At 59.3% G+C, this 17,109-nt stretch carries 16 protein-coding genes and 1 pseudogene; 7 read left to right on the top strand and 10 right to left on the bottom strand.

The window, feature by feature from the left end; genetic code table 11:
* Positions 1–242: 242 nt before the first annotated feature.
* Complete coding sequence (locus JCM17207_RS13840; protein WP_373871943.1) at positions 243–632, bottom strand: helix-turn-helix transcriptional regulator; 390 nt, start codon at positions 630–632, stop codon at positions 243–245.
* Between the two features lie 95 nt (positions 633–727).
* On the bottom strand, positions 728–1,066 hold the full coding sequence (locus tag JCM17207_RS13835) for an AraC family ligand binding domain-containing protein (protein ID WP_373871942.1): 339 nt from the start codon (positions 1,064–1,066) through the stop codon (positions 728–730).
* On the opposite strand from JCM17207_RS13835, the gene JCM17207_RS08675 reads away from it, so the two are divergent.
* The 4 genes from JCM17207_RS08675 to JCM17207_RS08660 all read left to right on the top strand — a co-directional run bounded on the left by JCM17207_RS08675 (position 965) and on the right by JCM17207_RS08660 (position 4,950).
* Positions 965–1,243, top strand: coding sequence for a hypothetical protein (locus JCM17207_RS08675; RefSeq protein ID WP_238317274.1), 279 nt, complete (start codon positions 965–967; stop codon positions 1,241–1,243). The two genes, JCM17207_RS13835 and JCM17207_RS08675, sit on opposite strands and share 102 nt — an antisense overlap.
* Before the next feature lie 310 nt (positions 1,244–1,553).
* Positions 1,554–2,858 (top strand): SLC13 family permease, encoded by a 1,305-nt coding sequence (locus JCM17207_RS08670; RefSeq protein WP_238317273.1) that lies wholly within the window; start codon positions 1,554–1,556, stop codon positions 2,856–2,858.
* Positions 2,859–2,887: 29 nt separating this feature from the next.
* Positions 2,888–3,733, top strand: coding sequence for an alpha/beta hydrolase (locus JCM17207_RS08665; protein ID WP_238317272.1), 846 nt, complete (start codon positions 2,888–2,890; stop codon positions 3,731–3,733).
* 68 nt (positions 3,734–3,801) lie between these two features.
* Positions 3,802–4,950, top strand: coding sequence for a mandelate racemase/muconate lactonizing enzyme family protein (locus JCM17207_RS08660; protein WP_238317271.1), 1,149 nt, complete (start codon positions 3,802–3,804; stop codon positions 4,948–4,950).
* On the opposite strand, the gene JCM17207_RS08655 is transcribed toward JCM17207_RS08660, so the two are convergent.
* Entirely contained in the window at positions 4,937–5,512 is a 576-nt protein-coding gene (locus tag JCM17207_RS08655; protein WP_238317270.1) for an AraC family ligand binding domain-containing protein, read from the bottom strand. The two genes, JCM17207_RS08660 and JCM17207_RS08655, sit on opposite strands and share 14 nt — an antisense overlap.
* Positions 5,513–5,616: 104 nt before the next feature.
* Between JCM17207_RS08655 and JCM17207_RS08650 the strand changes: the two genes are divergently transcribed.
* The 3 genes and pseudogenes from JCM17207_RS08650 to JCM17207_RS08640 all read left to right on the top strand — a co-directional run bounded on the left by JCM17207_RS08650 (position 5,617) and on the right by JCM17207_RS08640 (position 8,916).
* On the top strand, positions 5,617–6,936 hold the full coding sequence (locus tag JCM17207_RS08650; RefSeq protein ID WP_238317269.1) for an SLC13 family permease: 1,320 nt from the start codon (positions 5,617–5,619) through the stop codon (positions 6,934–6,936).
* Between the two features lie 181 nt (positions 6,937–7,117).
* Positions 7,118–7,564 carry a MarR family winged helix-turn-helix transcriptional regulator gene (locus tag JCM17207_RS08645; RefSeq protein WP_238317268.1) on the top strand — a complete coding sequence of 149 codons (447 nt, stop codon included), beginning with the start codon at positions 7,118–7,120 and terminating at the stop codon, positions 7,562–7,564.
* Positions 7,551–8,916: pseudogene (locus JCM17207_RS08640) on the top strand (MATE family efflux transporter). Before JCM17207_RS08645 ends, JCM17207_RS08640 begins: the two are co-directional and overlap by 14 nt.
* 92 nt (positions 8,917–9,008) lie before the next feature.
* On the opposite strand, the gene JCM17207_RS08635 reads toward JCM17207_RS08640, so the two are convergent.
* From JCM17207_RS08635 to JCM17207_RS08605, 7 genes are all read right to left on the bottom strand, one after another.
* Positions 9,009–9,740, bottom strand: coding sequence for a GNAT family N-acetyltransferase (locus JCM17207_RS08635; RefSeq protein WP_238317267.1), 732 nt, complete (start codon positions 9,738–9,740; stop codon positions 9,009–9,011).
* A gap of 81 nt (positions 9,741–9,821) precedes the next feature.
* The gene (locus JCM17207_RS08630; RefSeq protein WP_238317264.1) at positions 9,822–11,711 is read right to left on the bottom strand and encodes an ABC transporter ATP-binding protein; all 1,890 of its coding nucleotides are present in this window, start codon (positions 11,709–11,711) and stop codon (positions 9,822–9,824) included.
* Positions 11,695–13,530: an ABC transporter ATP-binding protein gene (locus JCM17207_RS08625; RefSeq protein ID WP_238317262.1), complete on the bottom strand. Its 1,836-nt coding sequence runs from the start codon at positions 13,528–13,530 to the stop codon at positions 11,695–11,697. Before JCM17207_RS08625 ends, JCM17207_RS08630 begins: the two co-directional genes overlap by 17 nt.
* A gap of 96 nt (positions 13,531–13,626) precedes the next feature.
* Positions 13,627–14,289, bottom strand: coding sequence for a sensor histidine kinase (locus JCM17207_RS08620; protein ID WP_238317260.1), 663 nt, complete (start codon positions 14,287–14,289; stop codon positions 13,627–13,629).
* Between the two features lie 29 nt (positions 14,290–14,318).
* Positions 14,319–15,017: a LytR/AlgR family response regulator transcription factor gene (locus JCM17207_RS08615; protein WP_238317258.1), complete on the bottom strand. Its 699-nt coding sequence runs from the start codon at positions 15,015–15,017 to the stop codon at positions 14,319–14,321.
* Positions 15,018–15,087: 70 nt separating this feature from the next.
* The gene (locus tag JCM17207_RS08610; protein ID WP_238317256.1) at positions 15,088–16,299 is read right to left on the bottom strand and encodes a sensor histidine kinase; all 1,212 of its coding nucleotides are present in this window, start codon (positions 16,297–16,299) and stop codon (positions 15,088–15,090) included.
* Positions 16,296–16,982, bottom strand: coding sequence for a response regulator transcription factor (locus tag JCM17207_RS08605; RefSeq protein ID WP_238317242.1), 687 nt, complete (start codon positions 16,980–16,982; stop codon positions 16,296–16,298). The genes JCM17207_RS08610 and JCM17207_RS08605 overlap by 4 nt, the downstream gene beginning before the upstream one ends.
* Between the last annotated feature and the right edge of the window lie 127 nt (positions 16,983–17,109).

Here is a 17,109-nt window from a genome sequence, read left to right as displayed (position 1 = left end):
CATTCCCTGGCTGCGAAGCTCTATTATTTCCTTCTCGTGTTCCTGAATGTGGCTGTATTTTCTGGGCATAGCAAAGACCTCCTGTAGTAGTTTTATTCTACCACAGGAGGCCTTCTTTTTTCACTGTCTACTTTTACTGGAGCGGTTCATTTGGCAGCGGTCTTTTTATTTTGTTCTGTATTCTTCAAAAGAAGAAACGCCGGGGAAATCCAGAAACCGCTCGGCCAGCCTGAAAAGAGGGGTCACCCTTCCGGGGCGATGAGCCAGTGCTCCAGGATTTGCTGGATTTCATGAGAACAAGGATCGCAGTAACTGCGGGCTAGATCCGGCCCGGCCGTGAGTTCCGGCGCCAGTTGGGTGCGGTATTCAGCCGGAGACTGTCGGAAGGTGGCGCGAAAGCGGCTGTTGAAGAGTTTCAGTTCGGGGAAACCGTTGTCCAGAGCGACTTCGGTTAGGGTCTTGGAGGTGTAGGTCAGATCGTGGACCGCATGCTGGAACCGGATACGGGTGAGATATTCGTGAAAGCTGGTTCCGGTGTGAATTTTAAGGAATGTGGAGAGGTAGGTTCGGTTGTACCCGGTAAATTCTGCTAGATCGTTCAGGGTGACTTTTTCGGCGTAGTGGAGATGCAAATACTCGGTGATCCGGTCGGCCCCGGTGGAGGCCCCTTCCAGCTCGGTGGCACAAAGGATGGTGGGGCCGGAAAAATACCGGCAGAGACATGCGGTCAAAAGCTGGAACCAGCTCTGGGCGCTGAGGCGGGAAAAAGGATCGTCCAGGGCCAGTTCGGTGACGATCCCGGCGGCACAGGGCGGAGCCTGCCGGCCTGCGGGAGAGACTGTGCCTGGGTTGCCACACAGGAGGAAAAGGAGGGGCATTGGCCGGCTTTCACGGCGGAGGGAAGCGCAAAAGCAGAAAAACGGAGGATCAGTGCGCGGGTCCCGGGCTGTTGTGCGCAGGAGGCATGGGCGCAGCCTGGATCGATCAGCAGCAGATCTCCAGGGGAAAGATCCCAAATTTCTTCCCCGCGGTTGACGATCGCCCGGCCCTGGAGCAGCAGGAACAGCTCGTATTCCTGGCGGTGCCAGTGGTAGCGGAAATTCAGCATCTGGTGAATGTATGCCTGGGCCAGCACAGTCCCGTCCGGCGCGGTCAGTTTCAGGGGAAAAGCCATGGTGCAGATCCTTTCTGTAAAATTTTTGAGGAAGAGGAATCTGAATTTTTTCCCGGTGCAAATTTTTAGATCTTTCTCCCAGCGGGGGACAAAGGCTCTTTGGTCCCGCCGGGCCGGATTGTCCAGACAAAACAGGCGAAAAAATTCACACTGGATAGACGTTTTGACAAATCATGAGCGGCTCCGCTATACAATCTGCCGAATCGATTTTTGGGTGGGAGAGGGGAAAGGTTTGACGCCGTTTTTGGTTTTTCTTTTTGGAGGATATCATAGTCGTGAAAGAATATCAACGACTTTTTTGCGGCGCGTTGGTATCCTTTTATCAAAGCTACAGGTTGCAACCCCGATCTTCGATTTTACAGTGGAAAGAGGTTTGATCATGGACATAAAATTGATCAGCTGCATTGTCATCTTTTGTTTGACCCTGCTCAGCTATATCCTGAATCGAATCCCCATGTGGATTACTTCGATGGTATCTCTTGCGGCGCTCTATCTCACCGGCTGTATGGATGCGGCGGCGGCCCTGTCTGGTTTCTCCAACACCAATACCGTCCTGATGGCGGGGATGTTCCTGGTGGCGGCCGGGTTTCAGCGCACCAGCTTTGTGCAGCGGATGTGCGACGGCGTGATTCGGGTCAGCGGCGGTTCTTTTCAGAAAGCCTATGCCGCCTATATCGTGCTGGCCGTTCTGCTTACCAATTTGATCTCCAGCCCGGTGGCGACCTTTGCAATCATCTGTTCGCTGCTGGTGGCCCTGTGCGAGCGAACCGGGACCAGCCGTTCCCGGGTGATCTTCCCCACCATGGTGGTTTGCGTCGGCTGCTTTGGCCTGCTGCCCTTTGCTTCTGCCGTCCAGCAGGCCAGCCAGGCCCAGGGCTTCCTGGATACTTACGGTTTTTCCCAGACCATCTCCGCCACCGACTACTTTATCGGCAAGGCGCCGATGCTGCTGGTGCTCCCGCTCTGGGCCATCTTTATGGGGCCCCGGGTTACTCCCCAGGAGCCTGCGGCGGCTCTTTCTGGTGCGGGCACCGGAAAGAGTCGGGAGCGCAAACCCCTGACTCCTTTTCAGGACAAAGCGGCGATCTTTATCTTCTTTGCAGATATCTTTGCCATGATCTTCGCCGGCCCGCTGGGGCTTGAGACCTGGTTTGTCGCCTTTGCGGGCGGTCTGCTGATGGTCTGCTGCGGTGCACTGGACCACCGTACCGCTCTCAAAGAGATCCCCTGGGATATGATTCTCCTCTTTGTGGGTGCGCTGGGCCTGGGTACGGCCCTGACCGAGACCGGCGCCGGCACGGTGGTGGGCAACTGGCTGGCGAGGATCGTAGGCGGAACCACCAACAACTACCTGCTGGGGGCTCTGTTCTTCCTGGTGCCCTTTATCATCACCCAGTTCATGCTCAACCGTGCGGTCAACCAGATTTTTACCCCCATCTGCCTGCTGACCTGCCAGGCCCTGGGCGCCAACCCCATTGGCCTGATTCTTCTGGTCAGCGCCGGCAGCCTGACGGCCTTCCTTACGCCGATGGCAACCCCTGCGGTGGCGATGTGCATGGGCGAAGGAGGCTACGATCTGCGGTCCATCCTGAAATCGGGCTGGGCGATCACCATTCTGCTCTCGGTTGTGTACATTTTTTACACCATGACGGTGTATCCCGCGACGGTGTATCCCGCGTTTTGACGGCTTAATAGAAAGAGGTGCTTGTTGTAATGATGACCAATGAAGAAATGCTACAGCACGCTCAGGCGATGCGGGAACGGGGCTTTCCGCCCATGGAACAGCCCCCGGAACACCGCTCTGTGGAGGAAAAGATTCTGCATCTGCCCTCCGAGGGCGGCCGGAGCGTAACAGTCTACGAGCTGCGTCCCCAGCGTGGGCTGGAACCCAACTGCCCGTTCTTCGTCAACTTCCACGGGGGCGGCTTCGTCAAGGGCCGCGCCGACCGGGACGGCGTCTATTGCGCCTGGCTGGCAGATCTCTTTGGGGCGCTGGTCTGGGATGTGGACTACGCCCTGGCGCCGGAAGAGCCTTTCCCGGCGGCGGTGGAGGATGCCTGGGCGGTGGCCCGGCAGGCCTTTGAACAGACGGAGAGCCTGGGGGCGGACCCGGAGCGGATTCTCCTGCTGGGGCATAGCGCGGGAGGAAATCTGGTGGCGGATGTCTGCCTGCTGGCGGCGGAACGGGGGATTGTGAAGCCCGCCGCTGTATTGATGGAATACTTCCCGGCGGATATGGCGGCCGACCCCATGGACAAGCTGACCGAAGCCCAGCGGGCCGACGAAAAGGAGGCCCGCCGGGCCGAGATGGGCCGGATGTATAACCTCTTTTATACCCGGGACCACGACGCCAAAGAAATCCTGATCTCGCCCATTTTTGCTTCGCGGGAGCAGCTGGCTTCCTTCCCGGACGCCCTGATCCTCTCGGCCGGAAAAGACAAGCTCTGCCAAGAGGATGAGCAGTTCGCCCTCAAGCTGGCGGCGGCAGGGGTGACGGTCACCACCTGCCGGTTCGCCCGCTCCCAGCATGGGTTTACCATCAACCGCGGCGGGGAATGACGGGAAGCCCTGGCCCTTCACGCGGCGTTTATTGACCAGCATCTGAATCCCCGAAAGGAGACGACTTTATGAAAATCACCGATGTGACCCTTCGAAAAGCCAAACATTACCTCTTTGTTCAGATTCATACCGACGAAGGCATCGTCGGCCTGGGCGAGGCGGGCAACTGGGCCTATCTCAACGCGACAGCCGCAGCCATCGAAAAGCTGGCGGGATATCTCATCGGCAAAGATCCCTTCCGGATTGAAGATTTTAACCAGAATTTCATGCGGGCCCAGTATTTCCGGGGCTCGGTGATTATGTCGGCCATCTCAGCCATTGACATTGCCCTCTGGGATATCAAGGGCAAAAAGCTGGGTGTGCCGGTCTATGAACTGCTGGGCGGCCGGGTCCGGGACAAGGTCCGGGTCTACGCTTCTCCCATGAGCAAGGAGACCGACCCCGAGAGCCTGGTGAACAGCTACCGCCAGCTCAAGGAGATGGGCTTTACGGCGGCCAAGATCTTTGTCAACGGGCCAATGCGCAGCCAGAAGGAAGGGCGGGACGAGTTCTTCTGCGGCCGGATCGAGGACGAGCTGGAGAAGGTCCGTCTCTGCCGGGAGGCCGTGGGCAAGGATTTTGACCTGATCCTGGAGGTGCACCGGGGGATGACCCTGCCCGAGGCTGTGACCTTTGGCCGGGCGGTGGAAGCTTACCGCCCGATGGTGCTGGAAGATCCCGTTCCGCCGGACAACTACGACACCATGGCCGAAGTAGCTTCCAAGGTGGGGGTGCCCATTGCTTCGGGCGAGCGGTTCACCAATCTGCGGGAATTTGAGGTCCTGATGGATCGCCACGCCGTCCAGTATGTCCGGCCGGACGTCTGCGCGGTGGGCGGCATCACCACCGCAAAGAAGATCTGCGCCCTGGCGGAGGCCCACGATGTGCTGGTCATCCCCCATAACCCCCTGGGCCCGGTTTCGACGGCGGCCTGCCTCCAGCTTTGCGCCTGCATCCCCAACCTGGGCATCCAGGAACTGCCGGGCTTCTGCCTGAATGGAGCCGAGGACGCCATGGTCCGCAGCCCGCTGCGGTATAAAGATGGCTGCCTGCTTCTGCCAGAAGCCCCCGGCATTGGCATCGAGCTGGCCGACGATGCAGAGGAACGCTACCCCGCCAACGAACGGGGAGGAGCGGCGGCCCGGCGGGCCTTCGACGGCTCGGTCAAAGATTGGTAAAGGTTGCGAGATGCCGCTGGAGCGCCTGAGAGACCTCGGGGTCCTGGGCAGAGCTGCGGCGGCTTTCCTGCTGGGGAAAATGCTCCAGCAGCAGGGACCCGATGCAGTACTGTGCCCCGAGGGCTGCGCTTTGGCCGGCCTTGTCCCCTTTGGAAAGGCCGGTATAAAGAGCGGCCATGTAATACCGCAGCTTAAAAAAAGGCAGGGTGTTGCGGTCCTCGGCTGTGCTGCAGCAGAGGAAGCGGGGGATATCCTCGCCGGGCCAGAGGCTTTCCGGGAGAAGATGCAAAAGCAGCAGCCGGGTGCCGGGCTGGGCGGCAATGGTGGCGTGCCCCTGCTGGGGATTGATGAGCACCAGGTCGTCGGTTTCCAAACGGCGGACCTGGGCGTCGCGGTAGACGCCCACCGCCCCACAGAGAACCGCCAGCAGTTCATAGGAGCTGTGCCAGTTGAACCGGAAGAAACCCGGCTCATAGACATAGGATTCCACATACACCGGGGCGGCCTCTGTGCGCAGCTGGACCTTCATGTTCTCTTTGGCGGCGTTGGTCTGGTACAGCATGATTTTCCCTCTCCCTTGTCCCTTTTTCGATCTTATTCTCTATCTTACATGGTTCGGTTGGATTTTACAATGCCTGGAAATCAGGCAGATCAGGAGGAAATGTTATGAGTCCTACATTGGTTGCGATCCTGATGATCGCGTTGGTCATTGGTTCGTTGTTTGTGAAACGGGTCCCCATGCAGTATGCGCTGTACATCGTTCCGGTGTTCTGTGCGCTGCTGCTGGGATACAGCTTCACCGAGATCGGCGATATGTTCATCAAGCAGGTCAACACCGCCATGCAAGCAGCGGGCTATATGTGCTTGTTCGCCATGATTTACTTCAATATGCTCAGTCAGACCGGCATGTTCAACACCCTGGTCAAAGGGCTGCTCCGGGTGACCCGCGGCCGGATGAATATTTTCATCGTGATGGCTATGACAAGCCTGATCGCCGCCATCGGCATGCTGACCGCCACCGTTGTCACCGCCTATCTGATTGTTTTCCCCATCATGCTGCCCTTCTACAAAAAGATGAAATTTGACTGCGCCTCGGCCATGATCATTGCCCAGACGGCCATTGCCGCCATGTGCTTTCTGCCCTGGGGCATCGCGGTGGTCAACTCCTCCATGTATGCGGGGGTCAACGCGCTGGAACTGTCGCAGCGTCTGATCCCGGTGGCCCTCTGCTTTATCCCGGTGATTGTTTTGCAGTGGATCTATTTCGGGTTCCAGCACAAGCGTTCGGGCGGCCTGATGTCCATTGAGTGGACCGACGAGGACGCTGCCGAGACCCCGGATGCAGCGGGCAAGGGCAAGAAAGAAGACTTCAGCCGCCCCAAGCTGTTCTGGTTCAACCTGATCGTCTTTGCGGTGGTCATCGCGCTGCTGTCCCTGAATGTGATGCCGGCCTACCTGGTGTTCATTCTGGCATCCTTCGTCACCATCGTTGTGGACTACCCCAACCCCGCGGACTGCAAGAAACTGCTGGCCCAGGCGGGCAACCGTTTCTTTAATACCCTGATGATGCTCATCGGCATCTCCTTCTTCATCGGCATCTTCCAGGGCACCGGCATGGTCCAGTCTCTGGCAGAATCCACCATCAACAGCGTGCCCGAGTTCCTGACCCGGTACATCCACATCATTCTGGGCGTGGTTATCGTGGTTGTCATCCGCTTTATCCCCAACCGGATCTACAACTCCATGTACCCGGTTCTGGTGGCCATCGGCGCACGGTTCGGCCTGGCGGGCACCGACGTCATCGCTCCCTTTGTCTGCAATATGACCCTGGCCACCGGCTCCTCTCCCTTTACTGCAACCACCCATGTGGGCACCAGCCTGCTGGATCTGGATATCAACGAGTACTGCAATAAGGCGGCGGTGATCCAGACCGTCAGCAACATTGCGATCCTGGCCCTGGCCATCCTGGTGGGCGCGATCCGGTAACAAAGCCATCCCTCCTAATTTTTTATCCTAATCCCTGCATCCGCCCCTGGTCCTTCGGGACCGGGGGCGGATGCGTTTTGTGGGTTTGCACCAAGAGGAAACTATTTGCGGATGCAATATTCTATTTGCGGATGCAAATAGTTTGTGCTATAATCAGGGTAGCAAAGGAAGTGACATTTGAATGAAAGATCTTGTGAAATCCCTGTCGGTGGGGTATCGCTACACCCTGATGCATATGGATCGGGTGCTCAAACCCTATGGCCTGACGGGCAGTCAATGTATGTACGTGATCCGGGTGTGTGAGAACCCGGGGATCACCCAGGACCAGTTTTTGCAGCTGTTTATGGTGAACCCCAGCAATGTTACCCGGACCATCACCGCGCTGGAAAAGCTGGGCTTTCTCCAGCGGCAGAGCAATTCCCGGGACCGCCGGACCTTCCGGCTTTTCCCGACCCAGCGCGCAGAGGAGGTCTATCCGGCGCTGTGCCAGCTGCGCGCCGAATGGCAGGACTTTTTGCTGGAGGGGGTGGAACCGGACCAGCGGGAAGCGCTGCTGGAAACCCTCGAAAAGATAGCACAGCGGGCGGTGGAGCGGAATGAGGAGGAAATGACGGATGAATCAGACTGAAAACCCACTGGGCAGCAAACCGCTGCCCCAACTTTTGCGGACCTTTGCGATCCCCAGCGTTCTGGCCATGCTGGTCAGCTCGCTGTACAACATTGTAGACCAGATTTTCATTGGGCAGGGGGTTGGGTACCTGGGCAACGCGGCCACCAATGTGGCCTATCCCTTGACCACTATCTGCATGTCCATCGCCCTTCTGATCGGCATTGGCAGCGCCGCACGGTTTAACCTGAGTCTGGGGGCGGGGGAGAGCGCCCAGGCCCGGCGGACGGTGGGATCGGCCGTGACCATGATGGTGGTGCTGGGCGTATTCTATGCGGTGTGTATCGAGCTGTTTGCCACGCCGCTGCTGGATCTGTTCGGCGCTACCCCCGATGTGCTGCCCTATGCGCTGTCCTACACCCGGATTACGGCGGTGGGCATGCCTCTGCTGATTATCATCAACGGAATGAGCAACCTGGCCCGGGCGGATGGCCGCCCCACCTATTCCATGCTCTGTATGCTGCTGGGCGCGGTGATCAACACCATTTTGGACCCGGTATTCATCTTTGTCTGCAAATGGGGGGGCGGGCGCGGCCTGGGCCACGGTGCTGGGCCAGGCCGCCTCCTGTGTGATGGGCCTGGCCTACCTCAAACGGTTCCGGAGCATCCGGCTCACGGCGGCAGACTTTGGTATTTGCTGGGATGAGTGGAGACGGATCGCCGCCCTGGGGCTGAGCAACAGCTTTAATCAGCTGGCTATGACGGTGGTTCAGATTGTGCTGAACAACTCTCTGAAATATTATGGGGCGCTTTCCATCTACGGCAGCGAAATCCCGCTGGCCACCAGCGGCATTGTGATCAAGATCAATGCGATTCTCACCAGCGTGATTGTGGGCATCTCTCAGGGGGCCCAGCCCATCATTAGCTTCAACTATGGCGCGGGGCAGTATGCCCGGGTTCGGGGTACATACAGCCTGGCAATCCGGATCAGTCTGGCGGTCTCGGCGGTGGGGTTTGCCGCCTTTCAGATTTTCCCCCGGCAGATTGTCTCTCTTTTCGGTACCGGCGACCAGCTTTATTTTGAATTTGGAGTCCGGTTCATGCGCTGCTACCTGCTGATGGTAATGATCAACTGTGTCCAGCTCCTTTCCTCCAATTTTTTTGCCGCCATTGGGAAGCCGGTGCGGGGGATTTTGCTTTCTCTGACACGACAGGTATTCTTTCTGGTGCCGCTGCTGCTGATCCTGCCCCTCTTTTTGGGGATGGACGGCATCCTGTATGCGGCCCCGGTGGCGGACTTCATCGCCTTTGTGACCTCAGTGGTAGTCATTCGGAAAGAGCTCCGAAGCCTTAAAACTATGGAAAACCATTGAACGGACTTCTATCAGAAACCCATATTCCCGCCCCGGCGGACAAAAAAAGAGGACGTACCCTCAAAAAGGTGCGTCCTCTCTTTGTTTGGTTTTTAATCCAGCTTCAATTCCTTGAAATCGGTGCAGAGGTATTCGTATACCTTGTCCACCACTTCAAACCCCATCCGGGCGTACATGTCCTTGGGGGTGTCGTCCGGGTCGGCGTGGAGGTAAAGAACCTTCCCCTCGGCCCGGGCCTCTTCGGCGATCTGCCGGAGCAGGGTGGTGGCCACATACCGGTGGCGGTAGTCCTCGTCCACCACCAGGCTGTCCATGCAGGTGTACCCGCCGGCGGAGTAAACATAGCAGGAGCCCACCAGCTTCCCCTCCAGATAAGCCCCCCGGTAGGTCAGCTTTTCCCGCAGGCGGCGGTTGTTCCGGATGGTGAAATCCTCGCCGTACAAGGGGCCGTAGTATTTCAGCTCGTGGCGTTCCAGCTGGTCAAAATCCGGCGCCCCGAGGGTGACGGCCGGGTTGATTTTCCAGCCGGCGATCTCCGCCGTTTTGGGCAGAACCATGGTCAGGGTAGCATCCGGTTCCATCCCGAAGGCGTTTGCCAGCGGCCCGTACCCTTCCAGTTTAAGGAAGTTGTCGCCCCGGGCCTGCTGGTAGGCCAGCGCCTGCCGGATCTCCTGGGCCGAGGGCTGCCCGGTGTACATGAATGCGTTGTGGTCGTATTTGTCCCGCAGCTGGTTATCCTCCCGCTTGGTCAGATGCTGGGAAAAGGGGTGGAACACCGAAAACAGCGCGGAAAATTGTTCGTCGATTTCTCTTGTGGGGTTCATATGGATTCCTTTCTCTTGTGACGCAAATGGCCCTGCCCTCGCCCATTTTAGCACAAACGACCACAAAAATCCATCCGCCGGTCAGGCCTCCTGGGCGGCCGGGGCGGTGTAATACTGGGCCTGGGCCATCCAGAGGGCGTAATACTTGCCTCCCTCGTCGGCCAGCAGCCGGTCATGACTGCCCTGCTGGACAATCTGACCATGGTCAAAGACCGCGATCTCGTCGCAGAACTTGCAGGAGGAGAGCCGGTGGCTGATGTAGACGGCGGTCTTGTCTCCGGCGATCTCGTTGAATTTGGAATAGATCTCCGCCTCGGCGATGGGGTCCAGGGCGGCGGTGGGTTCGTCCAGAATCAGGAAAGGTGCGTCCTTGTAGAGGGTGCGGGCGATGGCGATTTTCTGTGCCTCGCCGCCCGACACATCCACGCCATCGGTGGCGAACTCTTTGTACAGCATGGTATCCAAACCCTGGGGCATCTTGGCCAGCCGGTCACCGAAACCGGCATCCTCCAGAGCCTGGCGGACCTTGGCACGGTCGTAGGTCTGAGCTCCCGCCACATTCGCCCCCAGGGGCTGGGCCAGCAGCTGGAAGTCCTGGAACACCACCGAGAACAGGTTCATGTAGTCCCGGTAGTTGTATTTGCGGATGTCGATGCCGTTCAGGAGAATTTGACCCTCCTGGGGGTCATAGAGACGGCACAGCAGCTTGATGAAGGTGGTCTTGCTACTGCCGTTTTCGCCCACAACGGCCATCCGTTCGCCTACTTTGAACTTCATGTTCACGTGCCGCAGGGCCCAGACACTGGAACCGGGGTATTTAAAAGACACATCCCGGAACTCCACCTCATACTGGCGGTCAGATCGCTTTTCGGTGGTCAGACTGCCCTGGTACATCTGGTTGGGGATATCCAAAAATTGGTAGATGGTTCGCATAAAGGTTGTGTTGCTTTTCAGGATGCCTACACGCTCCACCAGGGTGGAAACGCTGGTGCTCAGGGCGGTGACCGCCCCTACGTACTGGGTCACTGAGCCGACGCCGAAGGCACCGGCCCAGGCTTTCAGGCAGACGAAAACATAGACCAGCCCGGTCAATACGGCGCTAAGGGAGTAACCCAGCGCCATCCAGCCGCCCATCGGCCCCCGGGCTGTCCGAGCAACTATACCGTCTGTATTAAAGAGGAAGTTATGTTTTAGACAGGGAATAGAGATTTTTTGCTGATTATACATTCGGATATCCAGGTTGGTTTCTTTTTCGTCCCCCAAAAAGCCAAACGCTCTGAAGAAGCGATTGGAAAATTTAGCATCCTCTGAGAGACTGGCCCAATATTTGTTGCCTTGGTTGAGGCAGAGGGGAGACAAAAAGGTGACGCCTGCCAGCGCAGCTACCAGCAGCAGAACGAAAAGCGGGTGATTTAAAAGGGTCAGCTGACCGGCCGACGAGGGCACCGGCAGAGTAAATAGGCTAACTGTCAGGACAATGGCTCCCAGAACCCCCACGGCACCCCCGACCATCTCGCCGAAGGCGTCCAGTAGCATGAGGAACCCCCAGCTGGCCCACCGTTCGTTCTGCCGAATCTGGGAGAGCAGGTCGTGGGTCTCGGCCTTGTCCACATCGGCATAGTCTAAAGAGAGCATTTTGTCGGTGTAGATTTTCTCCTTGGCCTGTTCGTACCGGTCAGTCATGGCCTTTTTCCAGTGGAGCAGGGCCCCGGTCAGGAGCACCAGACCAGCCCCCACCGCCAGTGTTAGCCCCACCAGGGGCCAGAGGATTTCGGGCCGGCGGGCCCCCGCCAGCTCGTTGATGAGCTGGGAGGAGAGATAAACGGTGACATAGGGCCCGAGAGCGTTAACCGCGGCATAGGCTGCTGTGGAAGCAAAGGCGCCGGGGCAGTAGGGCCGCAGGTCCCGATATGCCCGGAAATGAATTTGCATAGTTTCTTTCAGGGTGATTTTCTCAGAGCTGGATTTCATCCAGATCCCTCCCTTCCTGATAATACCGCGCCTGGATGTCGAACAACTTGGCATAGCCGCCGCCCTGGGCAAGTAGCTGGTCATGGGTGCCTTCCTCGGCGATAACCCCGTCCTTTAAGAACAGGATACGGTCACAGAAGCGGGTAGAGGCCAGCCGGTGGGAGATGAACACCGAGGATTTGCCGGTGGTCATCTCGTTGTACTTCTGGTAGATGTCATTTTCGGCGATGGGGTCGAGGGCGGCCGTGGGTTCGTCCAGAACCAGGAACGGCCCGTTTTTATAGAGGGCCCGGGCCAGCATCAGCCGCTGGGTCTGGCCGCCGGAGAATTCGATGCCGTCCAGATAGATGTTTTTCCCGATGTGGGCGCCGTAACCCTGGGGCAGGGATTCGATCTTTTCGGTGAGGCCTGCCTTGGCAATACAGTCCTTCACACGGTCCATGTCGATATTTTCGACTGCCTGGGCCACCGTCTCGGCCACGGTGATGTCCAGGATGGAACTCTCCTGAAAGACGGTGGAGAACAGCCGGTAGTAGTCTTGACGGTTAAATTCCCGGATGTCAGTGCCATTCAAAAGCACCCGGCCCTCGTCGGGGTCGTAGAAGCCGCAGAGAATTTTTACCAGGGTGGTTTTGCCCGCGCCATTCAGACCCACCACAGCGATCTTTTCGCCAGGGCGGATGATCAGGTCGATGTCCCGCAGGATAAGACGGTCGGTGCCGGGGTAACGGAAGGAAACATGGTCCAACCGCAGCTCATAGGCGTCGGACTGAGGAATGGGCTGGCCGCCCTCAAAGCGGAAGGGCTCAGGCAGATGCAGGTATTCCTGGATACTGGACAGATCCAGGCTCTCCTGCCGCAGAGTGGTAGCCTGCTGCAAAATGCCCGTCACCCAGGTGGAAAAACTGCTGAATGCCGAGAAGTAGAGCAGGAACTGGGAGGCCGGGAGTCCCTCGGCCAGGGTTAACCGGATGAGATAAAAATAGGCGATGCTGTTGCGGGCCAGAGTCAGAACGGCATCCACCGCACAGGCCCTGGTGTAAATCTTCTCTCGACGGTTAACGAAGGCAGCATACAGCCGCAGGGCACTGTTATAGAGATCCTCCACCCAGGACCCCAGCCCGAAGATGCGGATGTCCTTGGCCAAGTGGATGGACTCCGCCTTGTCTCGGACATACTGGATTTGTTTCTGATAGGTGGCCTCTGCCTCCCGGTGGCGGTAACCCCACTCGTTGATCCGGCGGCTGACGAAGAATCCCACCGCTGTGGTGGCCGCCACCGCTAAAACCAGCCCAAAATTTAACCCCGACACCAGGGCCAGATAGACCGAAAACCCGGCTAGATTTAAAAGGAGCTGGGTCAGCGTTTCCCAAATGTGTTCCGCCGGGCGGGAGTTGGAACGGCAGGCGTATCGGGCTTTTTCCAGCAGCTTGAGGGTTACTGGGTCCCGGGTGTTGGGGTAGGAGGTTGTGCAGGCTTTCTCGCTGATGGCGTTTATGATGGAGAGTCGAACACCCACCCGCCCATACATGGTGTTCTCTTTCAGATAGCCCTGCAGACCGCTGAGAATTGCCAGCACCAGTGCGAAAAATCCAATGGTTCCCAGGAGCTGGGGCAGGGGAGCGTGCTGCTCCACCCGGGCCAGCACCATTGGTGCGATAAAGAGCTGGGCCAAGTTCAGCCCCAGGCTGACCCCTACCACCGCCAGGCAAAGCCAGAGGACGCTTTTGCAGCTGTGCCAGGCGTGGCCGATCATAAACCGGACGTTTTGCCAAACGTTGTACGCCGGCTTTTGGGTTGTTTGTTTTGTCTGTGTCATCTGTTGTTCACCTCACGGCCACAGTATAGCAAAAGACCCGCCGGAGCGGGCCTTTTGGGGATGAATTGTCATTTCCGGGGGACGAATTGCAGATTCTTATACCTGGGGCAGCAGGATCTCGGTGGTGAAGGCCCCGTCCTCGCTGTTCCGGCTGATGTATCCTTCCAGCCGTTCCACGATGGCGTCGATCCGCACCAGCCCGAAGCCGTGGCCCTCCCCCTTGGTGGTGCGGAAGAGTCCGCCCACCTTTTCCAGCTTCTTCCCGGCGGTGAAGTTGGTGAAGGAGATGTACAGCTGGGTGCCCTTCATGTCCATATAGACCCGGATCAGCCGCTGGTCGGGGGGCAGCTTCATGCTGGCGTCGATGGCGTTGTCGAAGAGGTTGCCCAGGATGCAGCACAGGTCAATCTCGGAGATTTTCAGTTTCACCGGGATGTGGGCGTCCGCCGAGACCTGGATGTCCTTGGACTTGGCCAGGGAGATCTTGCTGTTCAGGATGGCGTCGGTCATGGCGTTGCCGGTTTTGATGACGGTATCCACCGTGTTCAGGTCGGTGTCCAGAAGGTCCAGATAGTTTTTGATGGCCTCCCAGTCCCCGGCGGCGGCGTAGGCCTTCATGGTCTGGATGTGGTTGCGGTAGTCGTGGCGCCAGCCCCGCACCTGGCGGTACATGTTCTCTACTTCGCGGTAGTGGGTCTCGATCAATTCCTGCTGGTAGGAGGCCAGCTGTTTGTCAATCCGCTTGGATAAAAAGCCCATTCCGGCTTCCCTCTTTCTCGATTTATGGCTCAGTTCATGGCGATGATGGCCCGGTTGACCCCCTCGTAGGCCCCCCGGGGCAGGTGAATGGCCGTCCCGTCCAAGAGACGGATCTCGGTTTTGGTCACCCGGCTGATCTGGGTCAGGTTCACCAGCAGCGACCGCCCCGCCCGGTAAAACCGCTCGTCCAGCTGGCTCTCCAGCTCGGAAAGGGTCATCTTGACGGTGATCTCCTCCCCAGCGTGGAGGGTGACGTAGTTTCCCATCACCTCGGCGTAGCGGAGCTTGTGGATGGGCAGCTGGATCATCTCGCCCCCGGTGACTAGGTGGAGCACCCGCTCGTTTTTGGCGGCTTTTTCGGCGGCCCGATCCAGCACCGAGAAGAGTTTTTCCTCCCGGACCGGCTTCATCAGGTAGTGGAGGGCCGCCACCTCATACCCCTCGGCGATGTAGTCCGAGTACCCGGTGATAAAGACGATCTGCACCGCCTCGTTTTGTTTGCGGATCTCCTTGGCCAGGGCTACCCCGTCCATTCCGCCCATTTCTACATCCAAAAGAAGGATATCGTAGTCGTTCTCCTCTGCATAGTGGAAGAGAAACTGTTCCGCCGATTCAAAGGCCGCCAGCTGGATCGTGTGCCCGGCCCCTTCGGCCCAGCGACGCACCAGCCCGTCCAGCAGAGCCCGGTCGGCCGGCGCGTCGTCGCAGAGCGCGATTTTATAGTGCATCCCTTCTGCCCCTTTTTCTCTCAGGGTCTATTATAGCAGAACCGGGCCCGGGGAGCAATTTTTCGGGCTTTTAGGTTTTGGAGGCCGGGAGCCGGAGCTCGCACCGGAAGGGCTCCCCGCTGTAAAACCGGGCCCGGCCCCCATGGGCGGCGGCGATCTGGGCCACCAGACGCAGCCCGGTGCCGTGGGCGGCGGAACCATCCGGTTCCAGGGCCGGGGCAGGGGAGGCCGGAGGGGGAGGGATCTTTCCGGCGCCCCCCGCTACCCAGAGCACCAGCTGCCCGCCCTCGGCCCGGGCCCCCAGGCAGAGGGGGCAGCCGGGGGAATTGTGCCGCACGCAGTTGGTCAGCAGGTTATTCAGCGCCCGCCGGAGCAAAAAGGGGTCGGCCTCGAGAGCGGGCAGGGGCGTTTGGGGCAGATCAAGTTCCAGGTCGAACCCCTCGGCCAATCCTCCGTTGAGGAAATCCGCCGCCGTCTGCCGCAGAAAAGCCTCGGGCTGGATCGTTTCCCGCCGGAGGGGCTGCATTTCGCAGTCCAGCCGCATGGTCAGATTCAGGTCGTTCACCAAGTCCCGGATCACCTGGCTCTGGGCCCGGATGGCGGCGGCCTGGCGCTGGCGCTGAGGGGGCAGGTCGGAGGCGGTTTCCAGCTGGGCGGCATAGCCCATCACCAGGGCGAGAGGGGTGCGGATGTCGTGGGAAACCCCGTTGATCCACCCCGACCGGGCGGCGTCCCGCACCCGCTGGTCCTGCCGGAACCAGCGGCGCACCGCCAGCCAGGCCAGCCCCAGCACGCCCCCCAGAGCCAGCAGAAAGATGCCCAAAAACCAGAAGGGCGTTTGAAGCAGCGTCTCGGTGTCCATGGCGATGTCGTGCTTCCAGATGCTCCCTTTGGGGGAGCCCACCACCAGCAGGCCGTCCTCCCGCACCCAGCACTGGACCGGATAATCCTCCAGATACCACCGGGTAAAGGCAGCCACATCGGCCACGGTATATTGTCCGGGCAGTTCCTCCGGCTTTCGGAAAGACCAGACCACCCGGCCCTCCCGATCCAGCAGCATGGCCCACCGGTCCTCCTCCAGCAGCGCCTCCCCGGTGAAGGCATACCCCGCCCCCGTGGGGGTCAGGGTCTCGGAGATGGCGGACACCGGGGCGCTCCAGTCCTGGCCCCCGCCGGAGTTGTGGTAGAGAAAGAAAATGATCCCCAGCAAAGACACGGCGGCGATCAAGAGGGCCGACCCCGCCACCAGCAGGGCGGCTTTCAGCAGGCTGCGCAGTTTCATGGCCGGGCCTCCCGCTGGAGCCGGTACCCCAGCCCTCGCACCGTCAAAAGATAGCGCGGGTGGGAGGGGTCTGGCTCGATCTTCTCCCGCAGACGGCGGATGTGGACCATTAGGGTGTTCTCGTACCCTACCAGAGGCCCCTCCCAAAGGGCGGCGCAAAGGGCGTCGATGGTGACGATGTTCCCCCGGGCCTCCCACAACTTTTTCAGCAGGGCAAATTCTTTGGCGGTGAGGGGAATCTCCCCGCCGCCCCGGCGGACCCTGCCCTTGCCCCAGTCGATTTCTGTTTCCCCCAGCCGGGAGGTCTGGGGTTCCTCCCGGTAGACCCGCCGCAGTACCGCCCGCAGCCGGAGCAGCAGCTCCTGGGGCAGAAAGGGTTTGGTGATATAGTCGTCCGCCCCGAGGCCCAGCCCGTGGAGCCGGGCCTCGTCCTCGTCCCGTGCCGAGAGGAAGAGCACCGGCAGATCCCGCGCCTGGCGCAGCTGGCCCAAAAGGGTAAACCCGTCCCCGTCCGGCAGCATTACGTCCAGCAGTACCGCATCCGGGGCGAAAGTGCGGAACTGTTCCAGGGCCTGGCGGCAGGAGAGGGCCGCCGCCGTCGCATAGCCCGCCTGGGCCAGGATCTCGCCCACCATGCTCTGGAGGGCGGGCTCGTCGTCCACGATTAAAATACGATAGGCCATGGCTTCGGCCTCCTTTGTGTTTGGCTGGTTTCATTATAGAAAAAAGTCCCTGCCCCGTCCAGCTGGTCGGGGGAAATTTCAGGCAATCGTAAGGTGAGCTTCATGGGTGCGTAAGGCCGAGCTGGTA

Origin of the sequence: Faecalibacterium gallinarum, assembly GCF_022180365.1 — a bacterium.
In the GTDB taxonomy this organism is placed as follows: Bacteria; Bacillota; Clostridia; order Oscillospirales; family Ruminococcaceae; genus Faecalibacterium; species Faecalibacterium gallinarum.
The sequence above is the reverse complement of the archived record's forward strand: the minus strand, read 5'-3'. Positions and strand labels throughout refer to the sequence as shown.